This is a genomic window from Streptomyces sp. NPDC059649, from assembly GCF_042734445.1.
GTDB lineage: Bacteria > Actinomycetota > Actinomycetes > Streptomycetales > Streptomycetaceae > Streptomyces.
In genome coordinates, this window is sequence record NZ_JBHWDV010000033.1 from 38,179 (window position 1) to 58,175 (window position 19,997).

Genomic DNA, 19,997 nt, shown 5'->3' on the forward strand with positions numbered 1-19,997 from the left:
GCCGGTGGTGAGGCTGGCCCTGCGGACGGGGCTGAGATGGAAGCTCAGCGCCGCGATCGCGCTCGTCGGAGCGCTGGTCGCGATCGCGCTGAGCCTCGTCGTGCACAACGCGGCCCGCCACTCGATGCTCGACAACAGCCGGGACGTGCAGGTCGAGCGGCTGAACTTCACCCAGAAGATCTTCGAGTCGACCAACCGGCTGCAGTTCGGAGCGCGGATCGACGATCCGACGCTGCCGGAGCCGCTGCGCCGGGAGGTCGCGGAGAACGAGCGCGCGACGTATCTGCAGGACACCGGGGAGACGGCGCCGGAGGTCTGGGCGGCGACGCCGTTGAGCGACGGCCGGGTGCTGTCGATGCACGACCGTTTCCCGGACCGCTTCGCCGTTCTGGACGATCTCGACCAGGCGCTGCTGATCGGCTCGACCGCCGTGGTGGTGGGCGGCTGTGCGCTGGGCGTACTGGTCGGTGGGCGGCTGTCCAAGCGGCTGCGGAAGGCGGCCGCGGCGGCCGGGAAGCTGGCCGACGGGGACCGGTCGGTACGGATCCGTGACGAGGTCGGCGGCCGGGTCCGGGACGAGACGGACGATCTGGCGTGGGCGGTGGACGCCATGTCGGACGCGCTGCAGGAGCGCATCGAGGCCGAGCGGCGGGTGACCGCGGACATCGCCCATGAGCTGCGGACGCCGGTCACCGGTCTGCTGACCGCGGCCGAACTCCTGCCGCCGGGCCGCCCGTCGGAGCTGGTCCGGGACCGTGCGCAGGCGCTGCGGACGCTCGTCGAGGACGTTCTGGAGGTGGCCCGGCTGGACGGTTACGCCGAGCGGGCCGAGCTGCAGGACGTGGTGCTGGGCGAGTTCGTCACCCGCCGGGTGCGGGCGCTGGACCCGGACATCGTGATCGATGTCGTACGGGAGGCCGAGGTGACCACCGATCCGCGCCGGCTGGAGCGGATCCTGGGCAATCTGATCGCGAACGCGGCGCGGCACGGCAAGCCGCCGATCGAGGTGACGGTCGAGGGCCGGGTGCTGCGGGTGCGCGATCACGGGCCCGGTTTCCCGGAGGCGCTGCTCCGCGAGGGCCCGAGCCGGTTCCGCACCGGCAGCAGCGACCGGGCGGGCCGCGGGCACGGCCTGGGCCTGACGATTGCCGCCGGTCAGGCCCGCGTGCTGGGGGCCCGGTTGACCTTCCGCAACGCGGACGAGCTCACGGACGGCTCGACCGGCGCGATCTCCGTCCTCTGGCTGCCGGAGAACGCCCCGACGAATACGGGGAGCTTTCCGGTGATCCACCTTCCGGATCGCTAGTCCACCTACCTGGCTTTCCCGCCGCGGGTCTCGCCGTTCCGCTGCGCTTGGCTTGGCCTCCCACGTACCTGGCTTTCCCGCCGCGGGTCTTGCTCGCCGTTGCGCTTTGCGGCGCCCCGCACGTTGTCGGCTGTCCCGCCGCGGGTCTTGCTCGCCGTTGCGCTGCGCTTTGCGGCGCCTCCCACGTACTTGGCTTTCCCGCCGTCGGGGTTGCTCGCCGTTGCGCTTTGCGGCGCCCCGCACGTTGTCGGCTGTCCCGCCGCGGGTCTTGCTCGCCGTTGCGCCTGGCGGCGGGCGGTTGTTTGTCGGGTGCGGTGCCGGCCCTCCAGACTTCGTCCTCCGGTCCAGCCCCTCCCGTGGGTGGGGGGGGTGAGAGGCCGGTGGGGGCGGGCGTTGTCGTTCGGCAGTGTCTTGCGTCATGCGGTGTCGGGAATACCGCCCCGGCCCGCCGAGTTGAGGCCCGCAAGGGGCGCCCGTATCCCTTACGGGATCTGTTCGCCCCCGCCCTAAGGGACCCCGCGCCCACCCCCACCGCCCTTAACTTCCCCCCAACGGGAGGGGACGGGCCGGAGGGGCCGGTTGTGTGGACGTAAAGCGAAGCAGTCCACACAACCGGCCCCGGAGGTCCGTCACCGCACCCGACACCACCCAGCCCGCCGCAGGCGCAACGGCGAACAACCCCGACGGCGGGACAGCCAAGTACGTGCGAGGCGCCGCAAAGCGCAACGGCGAGCAACCCCCGCGGCGGGACGGCCAAGTACGTGGGAGGCGCCGCAAAGCGCAACGGCGCAGCGCCCCGCGGCGCCGCAGACAGCTACGTGGGAAGCCAGCCAAGCCGCAGGCGTCAACGTGGCCCGTACTTGCGGCCCGTCCGTGAAGTAAGCCCGCCCAGCAGCCCCCGCGGCGCCAGTTTCACCGCGCCCATCAGGGCCTTGTAGCGGGGGTCGGGGATGGACAGGGACTTGCCGCGCAGGAGGTCCTTCATCGCCGCGTCGACCAGCTTGTCGGCGTCCAGCCACATCCAGCCGGGGATGTTGTCCGTGCCCATGCCGGCCCGCTGGTGGAACTCGGTCCGTACGAAGCCGGGGCACAGCGCCATCAGGCGCACCCCGCTCCCGGCCAGGTCGCGCGCCGCGCCCTGCGTGAACTGCACCACCCACGCCTTGCTCGCGCCGTACGTGCCGCGCGGTACGAACGCCGCCACCGACGCCACGTTGACCACCGCACCGCGCCGCCGGTCCCGCATCCCGCGCACCCCGGCCGTGGTGAGCCGCAGCACCGCCTCGCAGTGGACCTTCAGCATCGTCAGCTCGTCGGCCATCGACACTTCGAGGTACTCGCCCTTGTTGCCGAAACCGGCGTTGTTCACCAAAAGATCGACCGGGCGTTTGGCGTCCGAGAGCCGCGCCTCGACCGTCGCGATGCCGTCGTCCGTGGACAGGTCGGCGCTGAGCACCTCGGCCTCGATGCCGTGCCGGTCGTGCAACTCGGTGGCCTGCTCGCGCAGTCGCTTCTCGTCGCGTGCCACCAGCACCACGCTGTGGCCGTCGCTCGCCAGCCGCCGGGCGAACGCGGCGCCGATGCCCGCCGTCGCTCCCGTGATCAATGCAGTCGTCATACCGGCACGCTATCCGCCCGGAGCGCGCCACCTGAGCCCCAACCCCCGGCCGCGCCAGGTCCCGCCGCCCCGGCCCCCTCTCTCATCGGCGCCCCAGATACTTCGTCACCTGCCGCCGGGTCTCCTCCGGGAGCGCCTCGCCAGCCTCCAGGAGGCGCGGCAGCAGCTCCCGTCGGCCGGTCAGCGCCCGGAACACCAGACGGACGGTCACCTCATGGTCCGGCCGGTGCTCCCGGAGGACGGGGTCCCCGGCGCGGATCTCACCCGGCTCGATCACCCGGAGGTACGCGCCGGGCACCGCGGCCCCCATGAACCGCTTGATCCAGCCGGGCTCCCCCATCCGCCCCTGGAACGTACGGCAGGGGACCCGCGGCGCCGACACCTCCAGCAGGACCTCGCGGCCGATCCGCCAGCGTTCGCCGATCCGTGCGTGGGTGACCTCGACCCCCGAGGTGGTGAGGTTCTCGCCGAAGACCCCGTTGGACAGCGCGCGCCCCAGCTCGTGCTGCCAGGCGTCCAGGTCCTCGCGGGCGTATGCGTAGACGGCCTTGTCGTCGCCGCCGTGGTGGCGCCGGTCGACCACCGCGTCACCGGTCAGCCCACTGCCGCCAACGCCTCTGGGCCCGGGGGAACGGACCGTCACGGGGCCGTTCACGGGTCGTTTGAAGATGCCCGTGCCGGCCTCGACGGCGGCGTGCGGGGACGGGGTGGGATGTCCCATGTTCACGGTCAGCAGCTTCATACGGAGCTCCGATGCCCGGTCGCGGCGGCACGATGCGGCCCACACACCAGCGTGACCGCTCTGCGCCCCGACACGCCTCGCACACTCCCGCGCGTCCCCGAGCTTCCGACGCCCTCACCCGTGCACCCGCCGCGCCCCCTGCCCCGAGCGCCGCCCCCGTGCCTCCGTGCGTGCGCCCCGGTGCCTCAAAGAAACCCACCGGTTTTTCCTGGTCGACCCAAGACGCGCTTATGCTCGAAACATGATCGAGGCCCGTCATCTCCGCGTGCTGCGCGCCGTCGCCACGACCGGCTCGTTCTCCGGTGCGGCGCGGGAGCTGGGCTGCACCCAGCCGGCCATCAGCCAGCAGATGAAGGCGCTGGAACAGTCCGCCGGGACCCCGCTGCTGGTACGGGCGGGCCGCGAGATGCGGCTGACGCAGGCCGGCGAGGCGCTCGTACGGCATGCGGTCGGCATCCTGGCCGGGCTGACCGCCGCCGAGGAGGAGGTCGCGGCCATCGCCGGCCTCCGGGCCGGGCGGGTGCGGCTGGTGTCGTTCCCCTCGGGCAGTTCGACGCTGGTGCCGACCGCCCTGGCGAAGATGCGTGCCGCCCACCCCGGCACCCGGGTCTCCCTGGTGGAGGCCGAGCCGCCGCGCTCGATCGAGATGCTGCGCAACGGCGACTGCGAGATCGCGCTGGCGTTCCGGTACCCGGAGGTGCGCGGGGCGGACCCGGCGGCCGGTGCGGAGTGGGGCGACCTCGTGGTGCGGCCGATCCTGGCGGACCGGCTGATCGGCCTGGTGCCGGACGGCCACCGGCTGGCGAGGGCCGGCCGCGCGCGCTTCACCGACCTGGCCGACGAGCCGTGGATCGCGGGCTGCCCGCGTTGCCGCCGGCATCTGGTGGAGGTCTGCGAAAGCGCGGGCTTCACGCCCCGCATCGACTTCGCGACGGACGACTACCCGGCCGTGATCGGCCTGGTCGGGGCGGGGCTGGGGGTCGCCGCGCTGCCCGAGCTGACGCTGGCGTCGGTACGTCCCAAGGGCGCCACCGCGATCCGGATGGACCCCGCCGTGCACCGGGAGATCGTCGCGCTCACCCTGCCGGACCTGGCACGGGTCCCGGCCGTCGAGGCCATGCTCGACCAGCTGGTGGACGCCGCGGGCCGCTGACCCCCGCGGCACGCACGCAGGCAGGCGGGCGGACGACCAGCAGGCGGACAAAGAGCTGGCGGACGAACAGCTGGCGCCCGAAGACAGGCGCACCCCCACACCCGCACCCCATCCCCGCACCTCAACCGCCGCCGCCCCCATCCCCCATCACCGAAATCACCGAACCCACACCCACACCCACCCCAACACCAACACCCACACCGAGTCCAAGCCGCATCCCCGCCCCGCCCCCCGTCCCCGTCCCTGCCCCCCGCCGTCGCATCGCAGGCGTGAGCAGACCTTCCGTGCAGACTTTTCTGCAGGAACGTTTCTTCCCCGAGCTCCGCGTGCTTCTCCTTAGTGGCCGGGCGTTCCCGGCCGGCCCGTCATCGAGTTCGCGGGTACCAGCCGGTGGCGGGCCCGGCCCATCAGTTCTTCCCGTTCGTCCTCGGTCAGGCCGCCCCACACCCCGTAGGGCTCGCGGACGGCCAGCGCATGCGCCGCGCACTCGGCCCGCACGGGGCAGCGCATGCACACCTCTTTCGCCGATGTCTCACGCGCGCTGCGAGCCGCTCCGCGCTCGCCCTCGGGGTGGAAGAAGAGTGAGCTGTCCACGCCGCGGCAGGCGGCCAGCAACTGCCAGTCCCAAAGATCTGCGTTCGGGCCCGGGAGGCGGGAGAAATCTGCCATTGCTTGTCCCCTCGAAGCGATGCGGATTCGGGCTCGGTGCTCACGACCGTACATCTACTGTCGAAGTAGATGTAAATATGACTCATTGCGAATCTAGTCATAGTCAACGCGAAAATGGAAGAAAGGGAGCCAAATAGGGCATAGGGTGCACGCGCGGATGCCGGTCGCCCGATGAGTCGTCTGCGTATCCGGCTCCTCACGGAGCGTGCTGAACTCGGTCGCCGAAGCCGTAACTCTTTCGGGTGACCGTCGTTGAGTGTGCGGAGGCGATTGGCAGAGGTAGCCCTCGGGCAGGTGTCCGAGGCGGCCGTCAATCGCACAGGTGACGATACGTACCAGCCTGGAGGCTCAAGGTGACGCGCATCAGCTGCGGAGGGCGGTCATGACATCCGTCCTCGTCTGCGACGACTCCCCGCTTGCCCGAGAGGCGCTCCGTCGGGCGGTTGCGACCGTGCCCGGCGTCGAGCGTGTGACGACCGCGGCCAACGGCGAGGAAGTCCTCCGCCGCTGGGGTGCCGATCGCTCGGATCTGATTCTGATGGACGTACGGATGCCCGGCCTCGGCGGTGTCGAGACCGTGCGCCGGCTGCTGTCCGCGGATCCGGGCGCCCGGATCATCATGCTCACGGTGGCCGAGGACCTCGACGGCGTCGCGCTCGCGGTCGCCGCCGGTGCCCGCGGCTATCTGCACAAGGACGCCTCGCGCGCCGAGCTGCGGGCGACGGTGACCCAGGCGCTCGCCGATCCGACGTGGCGGCTCGCCCCGCGCCGGCTGCGGTCCGCCGAGATGGGTGCCGCACCGACGCTCACCGCGCGCGAGATCCAGGTGCTGGAGGGCATGAGCCACGGCCGTTCGAACGCCGAGATCGGCCGTGAGCTCTTCCTGTCGGAAGACACGGTCAAGACGCACGCCCGGCGGCTGTTCAAGAAACTTGGCGCCTCCGACCGGGCCCATGCGGTGGCGCTCGGCTTCCGCTGGGGACTGGTCCGCTAAGGCCTTGTGACGTGCATCGATGCGGGGGAGTGAAGATCCCCGCCCGCCCTGTGGCGGGCGGGGCGGCATGGTGCCCCGCATGCCCCGGTCGGCGACGACGGTCCGATTCGCCGCGCGGTGCCGCATCCTTGACGTATGGAGTTCCTCGGGGACGGGCCGCTAGGGCACGAGGGGAGGGCGCGGGAGATGACTGCCGGCGCACCTGCCGCTCATAACGCTTCAGTGCACAACTATGGACCTGGTGCCGCGGACCGTGCGGCGCCAAGGCACCATGGACCGATGCGCGACGACGGGAAGCAGGAGATCGGCGATCTCGTCGCACGCGCCGTCGAGGGGGACCAGCGGGCCACCCATGACCTCCTGGCCCATGTGCACCCCCTCGCCCTGCGCTACTGCCGCACCCGGTTGTCCCGGCTGCCCGGCGACGCCCGGCACTTCGTCGAGGACCTGGCGCAGGAGGTGTGTGTCGCGGTGCTCTGCGCCCTGCCGCGCTACCGCGACACCGGCAAACCCTTCGAGGCGTTCGTCTTCGCCATCGCCGGCCACAAGGTCGCCGATCTGCAGCGGGCCGCGATGCGCCACCCCGGCAGCACGGCCGTGCCGTCCGACGAGATGCCCGAGCAGCCCGACGACTCCCTCGGCCCCGAGGAGCGGGCGCTGCTGAGCAGCGATGCCGAGTGGGCCAAGAAGCTGCTGGCGAACCTCCCGGAGAACCAGCGCGAGCTGGTGCTGCTGCGGGTCGCCGTCGGGCTGACGGCCGAGGAGACCGGGCAGATGCTGGGGATGTCGCCGGGTGCCGTACGGGTCGCGCAGCACCGTGCACTGAGTCGGCTGCGGGCGCTCGCCGAGCAGTAGCCGTGGGCGGCGCGAAGGCGCCGTAGGAAAGTACAAGTGACGAGGCCCTCATTGCTCGTGGAATGGGCCACCCCCGTAGGCCGTTAGCATGGGAGTCCGCGCTGAGGCAAGAGCATTGGGGAAGGTGTCATGAGTGACAACGTCGACGGTATGCCCGCCAAATTCGCCATGCTCGGGCTGACATACGACGACGTGCTGCTGTTGCCCGGCGCGTCGGAGGTGCTGCCCAACGCGGTGAGCACCGCGTCCCGGGTCTCGCGCAACGTCACGGTGAACATCCCGCTGCTCTCCGCCGCGATGGACAAGGTCACCGAGGCGCGGATGGCCATCGCCATGGCGCGGCAGGGCGGCGCGGGTGTGCTCCACCGCAATCTCTCCATCGAGGACCAGGCCAATCAGGTCGACCTGGTCAAGCGCTCCGAGTCGGGCATGGTCACCGACCCGATCACGGTCCGCCCGGACGCCGACCTCGCCGAGGCCGACGCGCTGTGCGCGAAGTTCCGGATCAGCGGGGTGCCGGTCACCGATGCCGCGGGCAAGCTGCTGGGCATCGTGACCAACCGCGACATGGCCTTCGAGATGGACCGCCGCCGGCAGGTCCGCGAGGTCATGACCCCGATGCCGCTGGTCACCGGCAAGGTCGGGATCTCCGGTGACGACGCCATCGAGCTGCTGCGCCGCCACAAGATCGAGAAGCTGCCGCTGGTCGACGACGAGGGCGTGCTCAAGGGCCTGATCACGGTCAAGGACTTCGTCAAGGCCGAGAAGTACCCGAACGCGGCCAAGGACGCCGAGGGCCGGCTGGTCGTCGGTGCCGCGGTCGGCGTCGGCGACGCGGCCTACGAGCGGGCCCAGGCGCTGGTCGAGGCCGGTGCCGACTTCCTCGTCGTGGACAGCGCGCACGGCCACAGCCGCGGCATCCTCGACATGATCGCCAAGATCAAGTCGAACATCAGCGTCGACGTGGTCGGCGGCAACGTCGCCACCCGCGACGGCGCCCAGGCCCTGATCGACGCCGGCGCGGACGGCATCAAGGTCGGCGTCGGCCCCGGCTCCATCTGCACGACCCGGGTCGTCGCCGGTGTCGGCGTGCCGCAGGTCACCGCGATCTACGAGGCGGCGCAGGCCGCGAACGCGGCGGGTGTCCCGCTGATCGGCGACGGCGGCCTGCAGTTCTCCGGCGACATCGCCAAGGCCATCGCGGCCGGCGCGGACACCGTCATGCTGGGCTCGCTGCTGGCCGGCTGCGAGGAGTCGCCGGGCGAGATGGTCTTCATCAACGGCAAGCAGTTCAAGTCGTACCGCGGTATGGGCTCGCTGGGTGCGATGCAGTCCCGCGGCCAGGGCCGGTCCTTCTCCAAGGACCGCTACTTCCAGGACAACGTCCTCTCCGAGGACAAGCTGGTGCCCGAGGGCATCGAGGGCCAGGTCCCCTACCGCGGCCCGCTCGCCTCGGTCGCCCACCAGCTCGTCGGCGGTCTGCGCGCCTCCATGGGCTACGTCGGCTCCGCCGACATCCCCGAGCTCAAGGAGAAGGGCCGGTTCGTGCGGATCACCGCCGCGGGCCTGAAGGAGAGCCACCCGCACGACGTCCAGATGATCACCGAGGCGCCGAACTACACCCGGCGCTGACGCCCCGCAGGTAGCCCCGCGCCTCGTACGCCCCTACCGTGAGCCCGCGGCCGCACCCCGGCCGCGGGCTCCGGTGCGTCGGGGATACTGGAGACGCAGACGCAGAAGGAAAGGCCACACACGTGACTGAGATCGAGATCGGGCGCGGCAAGCGCGGCCGCCGGGCATACGCATTCGACGACATCGCCGTCGTACCCAGTCGCCGCACCCGCGACCCGAAGGAGGTCTCGATCGCCTGGCAGATCGACGCCTACCGCTTCGAGCTGCCGTTCCTGGCGGCCCCCATGGACTCGGTGGTCTCCCCGCAGACCGCCATCCGCATCGGTGAGCTGGGCGGCCTGGGCGTCCTCAACCTCGAAGGGCTGTGGACCCGCTACGAGGACCCGGAGCCGCTGCTCGCCGAGATCGCCGAGCTGGACGAGGCCGACGCGACCCGCCGGCTCCAGGAGATCTACGCGGCCCCGATCAAGGAAGAGCTGATCGGTCAGCGGATCAAGGAGGTGCGCGACGCGGGCGTGGTCACCGCCGCGGCCCTGTCGCCGCAGCGCACCGCACAGTTCTCCAAGGCCGTCGTGGACGCCGGCGTGGACATCTTCGTCATCCGCGGCACGACGGTGTCGGCGGAGCACGTGTCGAGCGCGGCCGAACCGCTGAACCTCAAGCAGTTCATCTACGAGCTGGACGTCCCGGTGATCGTCGGCGGCTGCGCCACGTACACCGCGGCCCTGCACCTGATGCGTACCGGCGCGGCCGGTGTCCTGGTCGGCTTCGGCGGCGGCGCCGCGCACACCACCCGTAACGTCCTGGGTATCCAGGTTCCGATGGCGACCGCGGTCGCCGATGTCGCGGCCGCCCGCCGTGACTACATGGACGAGTCCGGCGGCCGTTACGTCCACGTCATCGCCGACGGCGGTGTGGGCTGGTCCGGCGACCTGCCCAAGGCGATCGCCTGCGGCGCGGACGCGGTGATGATGGGCTCGCCGCTCGCCCGCGCGACCGACGCGCCGGGCCGCGGCCACCACTGGGGCATGGAGGCGGTCCACGAGGACGTGCCGCGCGGCAAGCGGATGGACCTGGGTGCGGTCGGCACGACCGAGGAGATCCTCCTCGGCCCCTCGCACACGCCGGACGGTTCGATGAACTTCTTCGGCGCCCTGCGCCGGGCGATGGCGACCACCGGCTACTCGGAGCTGAAGGAATTCCAGCGCGTCGAGGTCACGGTCGCGCCGCGGCGGTAGCCCGTGCGGTAGTCCGTAGGGCACGTACGAAGGGCCGGTCATCCTGGTGGGTGACCGGCCCTTTCGCATGCCCAACTGCCTTTGGCCGGGGGCGGCGCCTTGTGCGATGCGGGGGCGCACGGTTGTCTTCGCGGCATATGCGGGCCGGTCAGCGGGGCCGGGCCCGATAGCGTTCACGTGGCGCCCCGGCCTTTCGGGAGCGCCCCCTTCCAAGGACTTGGTTCCGGGCCCCGGCCGTCGGGGCCCGGCCCGATTTCCGACGGACCGTCCTACCGGGCCAATGGGCGGTGTCGTGGAAGGGGGCGGCGCCCATGGGACCCCACCGCAAGCCCACTCGCTGGGACCGGATCCGTCTTCGGATGGTGAAGTGCCGGAGGAGGTGGATCTTGCGGATCTTTGGATGGTGAGCGGCCGCCCCCACAAAGGCTAGGGGCGGACACCCGTGATCCATCAGGAGCCTGCCGCAGCTAGCCCCTGCGGTGGGCTCCACCTGTTGCGGTGATGGTGAGCGGCCGCCCCCAAGGAAGGTAGGGGCGGACACCCGTAATCCATCAGGAGCCTGCCGCAGTACCCGCTGCGGTGGGCTCCACCTGTTTCCGTAAGGTACCCGCGCTGCGCGCCCGGTGCCACCAGCTCCGGGGTCCGGGCCGCCGCGCGCGCCCCCTTCACAGCCGGTGCGCCGCCCCCGTGGGTGTGGCGCCCCTCGTGTCCAGCAGGAGCTGGGCCTTTACCGACAGGCCCTGGAGGTCGTAGGTGCGGTGGGGCTGGAGGAGGAGGGTCAGGTCGGCGGCGGAGGCGGCGTCGTAGAGGGAGTCGGCGCGGGGGACGGGGCGGCCGTGGACGGTCCAGTGCGGGACGTGCGGGTCGTGGTACGTGACGTGGGCGCCGAGTTCGCGGAGGCGGGCGGCGATTTCCCAGGCGGCGGAGCCGGTCTGGTCGGCGACGTCCGGTTTGTAGGTGACGCCGAGCAGGAGGATGCGGGCGCCGCGGGCGGACTTGCCGTGTTCGTTGAGGAGGGTGGCGCAGCGCTGGATGACGTAGTGGGGCATCCGGCCGTTGACCTCCTGGGCGAGTTCGACCATCCGGAGGGGGAGCGGGAGGGTGGGTGAACTCGCCCGTGAGGACAGGGAGTTGGGGTCCACCGCGGGGGCGTGGCCGCCTACGCCGGGGCCGGGGCGGAAGGACTGGAAGCCGAACGGTTTGGTTTCCGCGCAGCGGATGACGTCCCACAGGTCGACGCCGATGTCGTGGCAGAAGACGGCCATCTCGTTCATCAGGGCGATGTTGACGTGGCGGTAGTTCGTTTCGAGGAGCTTGGCGGTCTCCGCCTCGCGGGGGCCGCGGGCGCGGACGACCTTGTCGGTGAGCCGGCCGTAGAAGGCGGCGGCGGCCTCGGTGCAGGCGGGGGTGAGGCCGCCGATGACCTTGGGTGTGTTGGCGTAGTGGTGGGTGCGGTTGCCGGGGTCGTGGCGGCCGGGTGAGTACGCGAGGTGGAAGTCGCGGCCGGCGGTGAGGCCGGAGCCCGCTTCGAGCAGGGGGCGCAGGAATTCCTCGGTGGTGCCCGGGTACGCGCTGGATTCCAGGATCACCGTGGTGTGCGGGCGCAGTTGTGCGGCCAGGGTGCGGGCGGCGTCGGCGACCGCGGAGAGGTCCAGGGCGCGGTCCTCGCCGAGCGGCGTGGGGGCGCAGATGACGGCGGTGCGGACCCGGCCGAGGGCGGTGGGGTCGGCGGTGGTGCGGAAGCCGGCGGCGAGCAGCCGGCGGAGTTCGGTGGCGGTCAGCGGCCCGTCGGTGGCGGCGTGCGGGTCGGGGTCGTAGCCGAGGGTGCCGATGCCGGCGGTGGTGGCGGCCTGGGCGAGGGGGAGGCCGAGGTGACCGAGTCCGATGACGGCGAGATCTGCGGGCATGCTGCGACCGTCCTTCCCGAGCGGAGGGGTGGCGGGTGGTGTGCGGGGGCGGGAAGTGCATGACGTATGCGAAGAGTGCATAAGTAGACTAAGCGGATATTTGGCCCAGAATAGGGATTGATGGATCAAGGTGGCCGGGGTGTTGCCGTGTGGGCGAGGGGGGATAGCGGCAAGGAGCGCGGTCAGAATCGACGGACGGGGCAGGGCCCCGGTCACGGTGGCCCACACCACAGCGGGAGGCAGCGGTGAGGACAGCGATACTGGGACCGGCACAGCGGGCCGAGGCGCTCGCCCGAATGGCGGAGCGGGAGCTGGACGTTCTCGTGGTCGGTGGGGGTGTCGTCGGCGCGGGGACCGCACTCGACGCGGCGACCCGCGGGCTGGACACCGGACTGGTCGAGTCCAGGGACTGGGCCTCCGGCACGTCCAGCCGGTCGAGCAAGCTGATCCACGGCGGTCTGCGGTATCTGGAGATGCTGGACTTCGCGCTGGTGCGGGAGGCGCTGAAGGAGCGTGGGCTGCTGCTGGAGCGGCTGGCGCCGCATCTGGTCAAGCCGGTGCCGTTCCTCTATCCGCTGCAGCACAAGTTCTGGGAGCGCTGGTACGCGGGCTCCGGTGTGGCGCTGTACGACGGGATGTCGGTGTCGTCGGGGCACGGCCGCGGGCTGCCGGTCCACCGTCACCTCTCGCACAAGAGGGCGCTGCGGGTCGCGCCGTGCCTGAAGAAGGACGCGCTGGTCGGCGCGCTCCAGTACTACGACGCGCAGATGGACGACGCCCGTTACGTGGCGACCCTGGTGCGGACCGCGGCGGCGTACGGCGCGCACGCCGCCAACCGGGCGCGGGTGGTGGGTTTCCTGCGCGAGGGCGAGCGGGTGGTCGGGGCGCGGGTGCAGGACGTCGAGGGCGGCCGGGAGTACGAGGTCCGGGCGCGGCAGATCGTCAACGCCACCGGCGTGTGGACGGACGACACCCAGGCGCTGATCGGTGAGCGCGGGCAGTTCCACGTACGGGCCTCGAAGGGCATCCACCTGGTCGTCCCCAAGGACCGCATCCACTCGACGACCGGGCTGATCCTGCGGACCGAGAAGAGCGTCCTGTTCGTCATCCCCTGGGGGCGCCACTGGATCGTGGGGACCACGGACACCGACTGGGACCTGGACAAGGCGCATCCCGCGGCGTCCAGCGCGGACATCGACTATCTGCTGGAGCATGTGAACGAGGTCCTCGCCACCCCGCTGACCAGGGACGACGTCGAGGGTGTGTACGCCGGGCTGCGGCCGCTGCTGGCGGGGGAGTCGGACGCCACCAGCAAGCTGTCGCGGGAGCACACGGTCGCGCACCCGGTGCCGGGCCTGGTGGTGGTCGCCGGCGGCAAGTACACGACGTACCGGGTGATGGCCAAGGACGCCGTCGACGAGGCGGTGCACGGGCTGGACCAGAGGGTCGCGGAGTGCGTCACCGAGGAGGTGCCGCTGCTCGGGGCCGAGGGGTACCGGGCGCTGTGGAACGCCCGGGCCCGGATCGCGGCCCGCACCGGACTGCACGTGGCACGGATAGAGCACCTGCTGAACCGCTACGGCGCGCTCACCGAGGAACTGCTGGAGCTCGTGGTGGGCGATGCTTCACTGGGCGAACCGCTGACCGGCGCGGACGACTACCTGCGCGCCGAGGCGGTCTACGCCTGTACGCACGAGGGCGCGCGCCACCTCGACGACGTGCTGACCCGGCGCACCCGGATCTCGATCGAGACCTTCGACCGCGGCACCCGCTGCGCCCGCGAGGTCGCCGAGTTGATGGCGCCGGCCCTCGGCTGGGACGACGACCAGGTCGAGAAGGAGATCACGCACTACCGCAAGCGGGTCGAGGCGGAACGCGAATCGCAGCGCCAGCCGGACGATCTGACGGCGGATGCGGCGCGGCTGGGGGCACCGGACATCGTGCCGCTGTAGGCGCCGCGGGCCCGGCAGGCGTCCCTCTGTGTGTCCCTATGTGTGCCGGGCGCAGAACTCGGCGCTCAGCACCGCGGTGGTGTCGGCCGGGTCCAGCCGGTCGTCCGTGTTCACGCGGTAGCTGACGACGTGTCGCCCGCCGACGGTGCCCGCGGACTGGGCGAAGGACCCGTTGATGTCGCCGTTGTGGCCCCAGACCGTCACCCCGCAGGGCAGCCGGGTCGCGTAGAGGCCGAGGCCGTAGGCGCCGCCGGTGTGCTGCTCGCTGCGTATGGCGGCCATCTGGCGCGGCGGCAGGAACTTCCCGCCGAGCAGGGCGGAGAAGAAGCGGTTGAGGTCGCCCAGGGTGGTGACCATCTCGCCGGCCGCGCCGGCCCGGCTGGGGTCCAGCGAGGTGGCGTCCACCCGCCGGTCGCCGATCCGGGAGTACGCGCGGCCGTGCGGCGCCGGCAGCGCCGGGTCGGTACCGGGGAAGGAGGTCTGGTCGAGCCCGGCCGGGAGCAGGATGCGGCGGCGGATCTCGGCGGCGTACGGGTGGCCGGTGACCGCCCGGATGACCAGGCCGAGCACCAGGTAGTTGGTGTTGGAGTAGGCGTATCGCGTGCCCGGGGCGGCCGACGGCGGGTGGGCGAGGGCGATCCGCAGCAGTTCGGCGGGGGTGTGGCTGTCGTAGCGGTGGGCGCCGAAGCCGGGGCCGTACAGCCTGCGGAAGAGCCGCGGGTCCTGGGTGTAGTTGAACAGGCCGCTCGTGTGGTCGAGCAGCTGGCGGACCGTCACCTTCCGCAGGTCGGCGCCGCCGTTGCGGCCCCTGACCGGTACGCCCCGCGGGAGGTGCCCGGCCGCCGGATCGGACAGCCGCAGCCGCCGCTCGGCGACGAGCTGCAGGATCACCGTCGCCACCAGGGGCTTGGTGAGACTGCCGGCCCGGAAGTGGTCCGCCGCGGTCATCCGGCGCCGGCTGCGCAGATCGGCGAAGCCCGCCGTGGCGAAGCGCGAGGCGGGGAACCGACCGTCGCGGGTGATGAGCGAGGCCGCGCCCGGGGCGCCGTCCGCGACCAGCCGGCGCAGTGCGGGCACCGTGGTGGCCGGCGGCCGCGCGACGGTCCCCACCGGCGGCACACGGGGGGTGGCGGCCCGGCCCGCGCAGGCCACCAGGGACAGCGCGGCGACTGCGGCCAGCGCCGCCGCCACGGCCGCCCGGGGCGGACGCATCGTCATGGGGGCTCCCGTTCGTCGGGGCCATCATGACGGGTGGTCGGTGCCGCCCGGCACCGACCCGGGCCTTCCGCACGGCCGCGGATGAGGGAGAATGAAGGCTCTGCCAGGGTGGGTTGTCCGAGTTGGGTCAGTTTGGCGATCGATGCGATGTCAAGGCTGCCAACTCGGCTGGATTGCCGAGGGGATTCAGTGGGCGACGAGGTCGAGATGGACGGCAAGGAGGGCAGGCTGCTCGCCGGCCGGTACCGGCTCGCCGATGTTCTCGGCCGGGGTGGCATGGGCACCGTCTGGCGGGCACGCGACGAGGTCCTGGGCCGTACGGTCGCAGTCAAGGAACTGCGCTTCCCGGGCGGGGTCGAGGAGGACGAGAAGCGCCGGCTGATCACCCGCACGCTGCGCGAGGCCAAGGCGATCGCCCGGATCCGGAACAACGGCGCGGTGACGGTCTACGACGTGGTCGACGAGGACGACCGGCCGTGGATCGTGATGGAGCTGGTCGAGGGCCGCTCGCTCGCCGAGGTCGTACGGGACGACGGTCCGCTCACCCCGCGCCGTGCCGCCGAGGTCGGCCTCGCCGTGCTCGACGTGCTGCGCGCCGCGCACGAGGCCGGCATCCTGCACCGCGACGTGAAGCCGTCCAACGTCCTGATGTCCGACGACGGCCGGGTCGTGCTGACCGACTTCGGCATCGCCCAGGTCGAGGGTGACCCCTCGGTGACCTCGACCGGCATGCTCGTCGGCGCCCCCTCCTACATCTCCCCGGAGCGCGCCCGCGGCCAGAAGCCGGGCCCGCCGGCCGACCTGTGGTCGCTGGGCGGCCTGCTGTACGCCTGCGTCGAGGGCGTCCCGCCGTACGACAAGGGCTCGGCGATCGCCACGCTCACCGCGGTGATGACCGAGCCGGTCGAGCCGCCGAAGAGCGCCGGCGCGCTGCAAGAGGTCATCTTCGGGCTGCTGGTGAAGGACCCGGCGGCCCGGCTGGACGACGCCGGTGCGCGGTCGATGCTGCTGGACGTCATCCACGCGCCGGAGAAGACCGAGCCGCCGATGGACGCGACCCGGGCGATGGCGCTGCCGACCGTGCCCGGCGAGCGCACCCCGGCCACGCCGAAGGACGCCCCCAAGCCCAAGGCGGCCGCGAAGCCGAAGGCCGCCAAGAGCGGCGCCTCGTCGCGGCCGCAGCGCAAGCCGAAGGAGAAGCCGGCCGCCGCGCCGGCCGCGGCGTCCGGGGCCACCGCGTCCGCCGGTGCGTCCGCGAAGGCGCCGGCCCGTCCGGAGCAGAAGCCCGCCGCGGTCGCCACGGAGCGGCCGGCCGCGGGCGGCCCGGCGGCGGACCGCCCGTCCGGTGGCCGCCCCGGCTTCGACGGCGAGGCCGCCAAGGAGCGGATGCGCGCCGCCCTCAAGTCCGTACGCAACGCCGCCACCGCGGCCGCGGCCCGGGCGGACTCCAGACCCGACGACGGGGACCGCCCGTCCGCCCCGCGTGCGTCGCTGACCGATGTCGTCCCGCGCCGCACCCTGATCACCGTGGCCGTGGTCGTCGTCCTCGCGGTGCTGGGCACGGTCCTGGCGCTCTCCCTCAGCGGCGACGACGCCGGCGCGAAGGGCAGCGGCTCCTCGGGCAAGGACGGCAAGGGTTCCTCCGCGGCCCGCGGCAAGCCCTCGACCGACGCGGCCGACGCGAACGGTGACCACGCGAACGAGGGCGACGGGAACAGCGCCGGCCCCGACCGGCCGGGCCCGGCGCCGAGCGCCGACCAGGCCGGCGACAAGGGCGGGGCGGACGGCAACGGCGGTGACGGCGGCGACGGGAAGGACGGTGCGAAGCTGCCGGACGGCTACGCCCAGAAGACCAACGGCACGTTCCACTTCCGTATGGCCATGCCCAAGGGCTTCCACCAGACCGGTACCGCCGGGCAGGGCTCCGGCGCCATATACAGCGCCTCCGACGACGGATTCCCGCGTGTCCAGGTCGACTACAACGCCAAGCCGGGCACCGACGCCGCGGCCTCCTGGCGCAGCCTGGAGCCGAGCGTGCGCGGCTCCAGCGAGGACTACCACCTCATCGGCATCAAGACGGTGAAGTGGCGGGGCTATCCGACCGTCGCCGACTGGTCGTTCACCCGCACCCAGGGCGGCCAGAAGGTACGGGTCCTCAACCGCGGCTTCCGGGCCGACGACGACCACGGCTACGCCATCATGATCACCTGCAAGGCGGACAGCTGGTCGGGCAAGGAGTGCCAGCAGGTCATCGCCACCGCGTTCAAGACCTTCGCGGTGAAGGACTGAGCGGACGCGGGCCGGCCGGGGCGCGGACGGACGCATCAACGGGCCGGGCGGGCGCACCGTCCGGCCCGGGCACGTATCGTGAGACATCGAAGACCGTACGCATCCGCATTCGACGGGCACACGACCGGAAGTGACCGACGGTCCGCGCCGGCGGACGGCGGAGGCGGGGCGGTACCACAGCACGCGCTGCGGGGAGGCGTCGTGGACGAGTACGCAGGGCGAGTGCTCGCCGAGCGCTACCGCCTGCCCGTGCGCCCCCTCGGCGACGACGACTTCGCCGAGTCCCGGGCGTTCGACACGTTCAGCGGGCAGGAGGTGCTGGTCCGTCAGGTGCCGCTGCCGGAGGTCGTGGAGGCCGAGGTCCTCGAGGCGGAGGCGGTGGGCGCGGGCCAGGCCGGTTCCGGCGAGTGGAGCGGCGGCGGCCGCTTCGGCGGCTTCCGGGCGACGGGGGTGGCCGACCGCAGCCCCCGCGACCCCGCCGTACGCCGTGCGCTGCAGGCCGCCACGGCCGTGGCGCAACTGCCCGACCACCCCCGGCTGGAGCAGGTCTTCGACGTCTTCGCGCAGGACGGCAGCCTGTGGATCGTCGGTGAACTCCTCGCCGCCCGCCCGCTGTCCGCCCTGCTCGCCGAGCGGCCGCTGACCCCGCACCGCGCCGCGGAGATCGGCGCCGACCTGCTCACCGCGCTGCGGGTGCTGCACGCGGCCGGCCGGCTGCACCGCAACATCACCGCCCGCACGGTCCTGATCTGTGCCGACGGCCGGGCCATCCTGACCGGGCTGGCGGCCGGCGCGGCCCAGGAAGCACTGTGCGGAGACGATTCGCCTGCCGGGGACGACACCGACGGGGCCCCGCCCCGCACCGGGCTCGCCGCCGAACGGGCGTGGCAGGCGCGGCTGACCGTCGTCGGCCCGGTCACCGAACGCTGGGCGCCCGAACAGGCCGCGCCGGTGGGCGAGGACGCGCCGTCCGCGCGCCCGGGCCCGGCCGCCGATCTGTGGGCGGTCGGCGCGCTGCTGTTCCGGAGCGTGCAGGGCCATCCGCCGTTCCCCGAGGACAGCACCGTCGAACTCGCCCGGCTGGTCCGGTCCGGGCCGCCCCTGGACGCGGCGGGGTGCGGGCCGCTGCGCCCGGTCGTCGAGGCCCTGCTGCGCCGGGACCCCGCCGAGCGCCCGGAGCTCGCGGAGGTGCGCGACGCGCTCCGCGCAGTGATCCGTACGGCCCCGGAGCCGGAGGCCGAGCGCCGGCTGGTGACCATGCCGGCGTTGGAGCAGGGGGGCGCCCCGCGGTGGCTGCCGATCGTGCGGCGGCGGGGCGAACTCGTCCGCAAGGGGCGGCACAAGAAGGGCCGGCCGGCCGGACGTTCACCGCATCCGGCCCCGGCGGCGGCCGCCCCGGCACCGCCCGCCGCGCGCCCTCCGCATCCGCGCCGGAGGCCGCCGGCCGAGGAGCGGACCGCCCCCGCCCCGAGCTCGACGGAGCAGGGGGCACCCCCCTCGCCGCCGGCCCGGCTGCCCCGCCCGCCGAAGCAGCCCAAACCGCTCCGGCAGCCGAAGCCGTCCCGTGCGGCCCGGCCCGCCAAGCCGCCGCGGCACACCGCCGCCCCGCACCGCGACACGTACGAGCCGGACCTGCTGGCCTCCGGGCCGCGGCCGGCCGGGCCCCGCCGCGGTGCGCCGCGCCACCTCGGCCGGCTGCTGCTCGGCGCGATCCTGCTGCTGCTCGTCGGCGCGGTCGCCTACGCCATGGCGTTCCTGCCGAAGGCGGGCGAGGACGCCAAGGACGGGCGGCGCGGCGCGGACCGGACCGCCACCTCCGGTGCACCGCCCGCCACCGGCCCGGCCCCCACCCCCTCGGGCGGCAAGGACGGCGGTGCGCCGGACACCGGTGGGCCGCGGCCCACCGCGCCCGCCGACGTCGCCCCCGGCTTCGCGCTGCGTACCGACCCCAAGGGCTTCCAGATCGCGGTCCGCGACGGCTGGCAGCGGCGCGGCGCCAACGCCCAGGGCCAGGTGCGTTATCTCGGCGGCGACTACGAACTGCTGGTCGTGCCCGGCCGGGACAGCACGGCCCGGTACGGCGCGGACCCGATGGCCTACCTCCAGAACAAGGAGCCCGAGCTGGCGCCGTACCGCGGCTCCAGCTGGGCGACCGCGGCCGGGCTGCGGCGGATCGACGTCGGCCAGACGGCGATGGCCGAGGGCACCTTCACGTGGCGCGACCGCAGCGGCCGGGAGGTCTACGTGCGCAACCTCGCCATGATCCACCACGGCCGCTACCACCTGGTCCTGGTCATCGGCCCGGACGGCTCCGGGCGCCGCGAGGTCGACCGGCTCTACGAACAGGCGACCAGCTCGTACCGGCCCCGGTGAGCCGGTCCCCCTCGGGCAACCACGACCGCCCGGAGGACCACGACCGCCCGG

The 19,997-nt window shown here is 72.9% G+C and carries 14 protein-coding genes; 9 read left to right on the plus strand and 5 right to left on the minus strand.

What is annotated here, in order from left to right; translation table 11 throughout:
- The first annotated feature begins 4 nt into the window (after nt 1-4).
- Entirely contained in the window at nt 5-1,306 is a 1,302-nt protein-coding gene (gene cseC / locus ACFV1J_RS27985) for a two-component system sensor histidine kinase CseC (RefSeq protein ID WP_385862569.1), read from the plus strand.
- 844 nt (nt 1,307-2,150) lie between these two features.
- Here the strand turns inward: cseC and ACFV1J_RS27990 are convergent.
- Together ACFV1J_RS27990 and ACFV1J_RS27995 are read right to left on the minus strand one after the other, a co-directional pair.
- Nucleotides 2,151-2,924: an SDR family NAD(P)-dependent oxidoreductase gene (locus ACFV1J_RS27990; RefSeq protein WP_385862570.1), complete on the minus strand. Its 774-nt coding sequence runs from the start codon at nt 2,922-2,924 to the stop codon at nt 2,151-2,153.
- Nucleotides 2,925-3,006: 82 nt separating this feature from the next.
- Complete coding sequence (locus tag ACFV1J_RS27995) at nt 3,007-3,666, minus strand: MOSC domain-containing protein (RefSeq protein ID WP_385862572.1); 660 nt, start codon at nt 3,664-3,666, stop codon at nt 3,007-3,009.
- Between the two features lie 241 nt (nt 3,667-3,907).
- On the opposite strand from ACFV1J_RS27995, the gene ACFV1J_RS28000 reads away from it, so the two are divergent.
- Nucleotides 3,908-4,819 (plus strand): LysR family transcriptional regulator, encoded by a 912-nt coding sequence (locus ACFV1J_RS28000; RefSeq protein ID WP_385862574.1) that lies wholly within the window; start codon nt 3,908-3,910, stop codon nt 4,817-4,819.
- Nucleotides 4,820-5,155: 336 nt separating this feature from the next.
- On the opposite strand, the gene ACFV1J_RS28005 is transcribed toward ACFV1J_RS28000, so the two are convergent.
- Nucleotides 5,156-5,488, minus strand: coding sequence for a WhiB family transcriptional regulator (locus ACFV1J_RS28005; protein WP_385862576.1), 333 nt, complete (start codon nt 5,486-5,488; stop codon nt 5,156-5,158).
- A gap of 382 nt (nt 5,489-5,870) precedes the next feature.
- Between ACFV1J_RS28005 and ACFV1J_RS28010 the strand changes: the two genes are divergently transcribed.
- From ACFV1J_RS28010 to ACFV1J_RS28025, 4 genes are all read left to right on the plus strand, one after another.
- A complete protein-coding gene (locus ACFV1J_RS28010) occupies nt 5,871-6,482 on the plus strand; it encodes a response regulator transcription factor (protein WP_003948568.1) in 612 nt (203 codons plus the stop codon).
- Between the two features lie 279 nt (nt 6,483-6,761).
- A complete protein-coding gene (locus ACFV1J_RS28015; protein WP_018090849.1) occupies nt 6,762-7,337 on the plus strand; it encodes a sigma-70 family RNA polymerase sigma factor in 576 nt (191 codons plus the stop codon).
- A 129-nt stretch (nt 7,338-7,466) separates the two neighbouring features.
- Nucleotides 7,467-8,969, plus strand: a complete 1,503-nt coding sequence (guaB, locus tag ACFV1J_RS28020; RefSeq protein WP_385862578.1) for an IMP dehydrogenase — start codon at nt 7,467-7,469, stop codon at nt 8,967-8,969.
- Nucleotides 8,970-9,091: 122 nt separating this feature from the next.
- Complete coding sequence (locus tag ACFV1J_RS28025; RefSeq protein ID WP_030416369.1) at nt 9,092-10,207, plus strand: GuaB3 family IMP dehydrogenase-related protein; 1,116 nt, start codon at nt 9,092-9,094, stop codon at nt 10,205-10,207.
- A 665-nt stretch (nt 10,208-10,872) separates the two neighbouring features.
- Here ACFV1J_RS28025 and ACFV1J_RS28030 read toward each other — a convergent pair.
- A complete protein-coding gene (locus ACFV1J_RS28030; RefSeq protein WP_385862580.1) occupies nt 10,873-12,114 on the minus strand; it encodes a nucleotide sugar dehydrogenase in 1,242 nt (413 codons plus the stop codon).
- Nucleotides 12,115-12,359: 245 nt separating this feature from the next.
- Between ACFV1J_RS28030 and ACFV1J_RS28035 the strand changes: the two genes are divergently transcribed.
- Complete coding sequence (locus tag ACFV1J_RS28035) at nt 12,360-14,066, plus strand: glycerol-3-phosphate dehydrogenase/oxidase (protein WP_385862583.1); 1,707 nt, start codon at nt 12,360-12,362, stop codon at nt 14,064-14,066.
- A gap of 36 nt (nt 14,067-14,102) precedes the next feature.
- Here ACFV1J_RS28035 and ACFV1J_RS28040 read toward each other — a convergent pair whose 3' ends face one another.
- Nucleotides 14,103-15,284, minus strand: a complete 1,182-nt coding sequence (locus tag ACFV1J_RS28040) for a serine hydrolase domain-containing protein (protein ID WP_385862585.1) — start codon at nt 15,282-15,284, stop codon at nt 14,103-14,105.
- 189 nt (nt 15,285-15,473) lie between these two features.
- Here ACFV1J_RS28040 and ACFV1J_RS28045 point away from each other — a divergent pair, with 189 nt between their 5' ends.
- Complete coding sequence (locus tag ACFV1J_RS28045; RefSeq protein ID WP_385862587.1) at nt 15,474-17,573, plus strand: serine/threonine-protein kinase; 2,100 nt, start codon at nt 15,474-15,476, stop codon at nt 17,571-17,573.
- A 201-nt stretch (nt 17,574-17,774) separates the two neighbouring features.
- Nucleotides 17,775-19,946, plus strand: a complete 2,172-nt coding sequence (locus ACFV1J_RS28050) for a protein kinase (protein WP_385862589.1) — start codon at nt 17,775-17,777, stop codon at nt 19,944-19,946.
- Nucleotides 19,947-19,997: the final 51 nt, after the last annotated feature.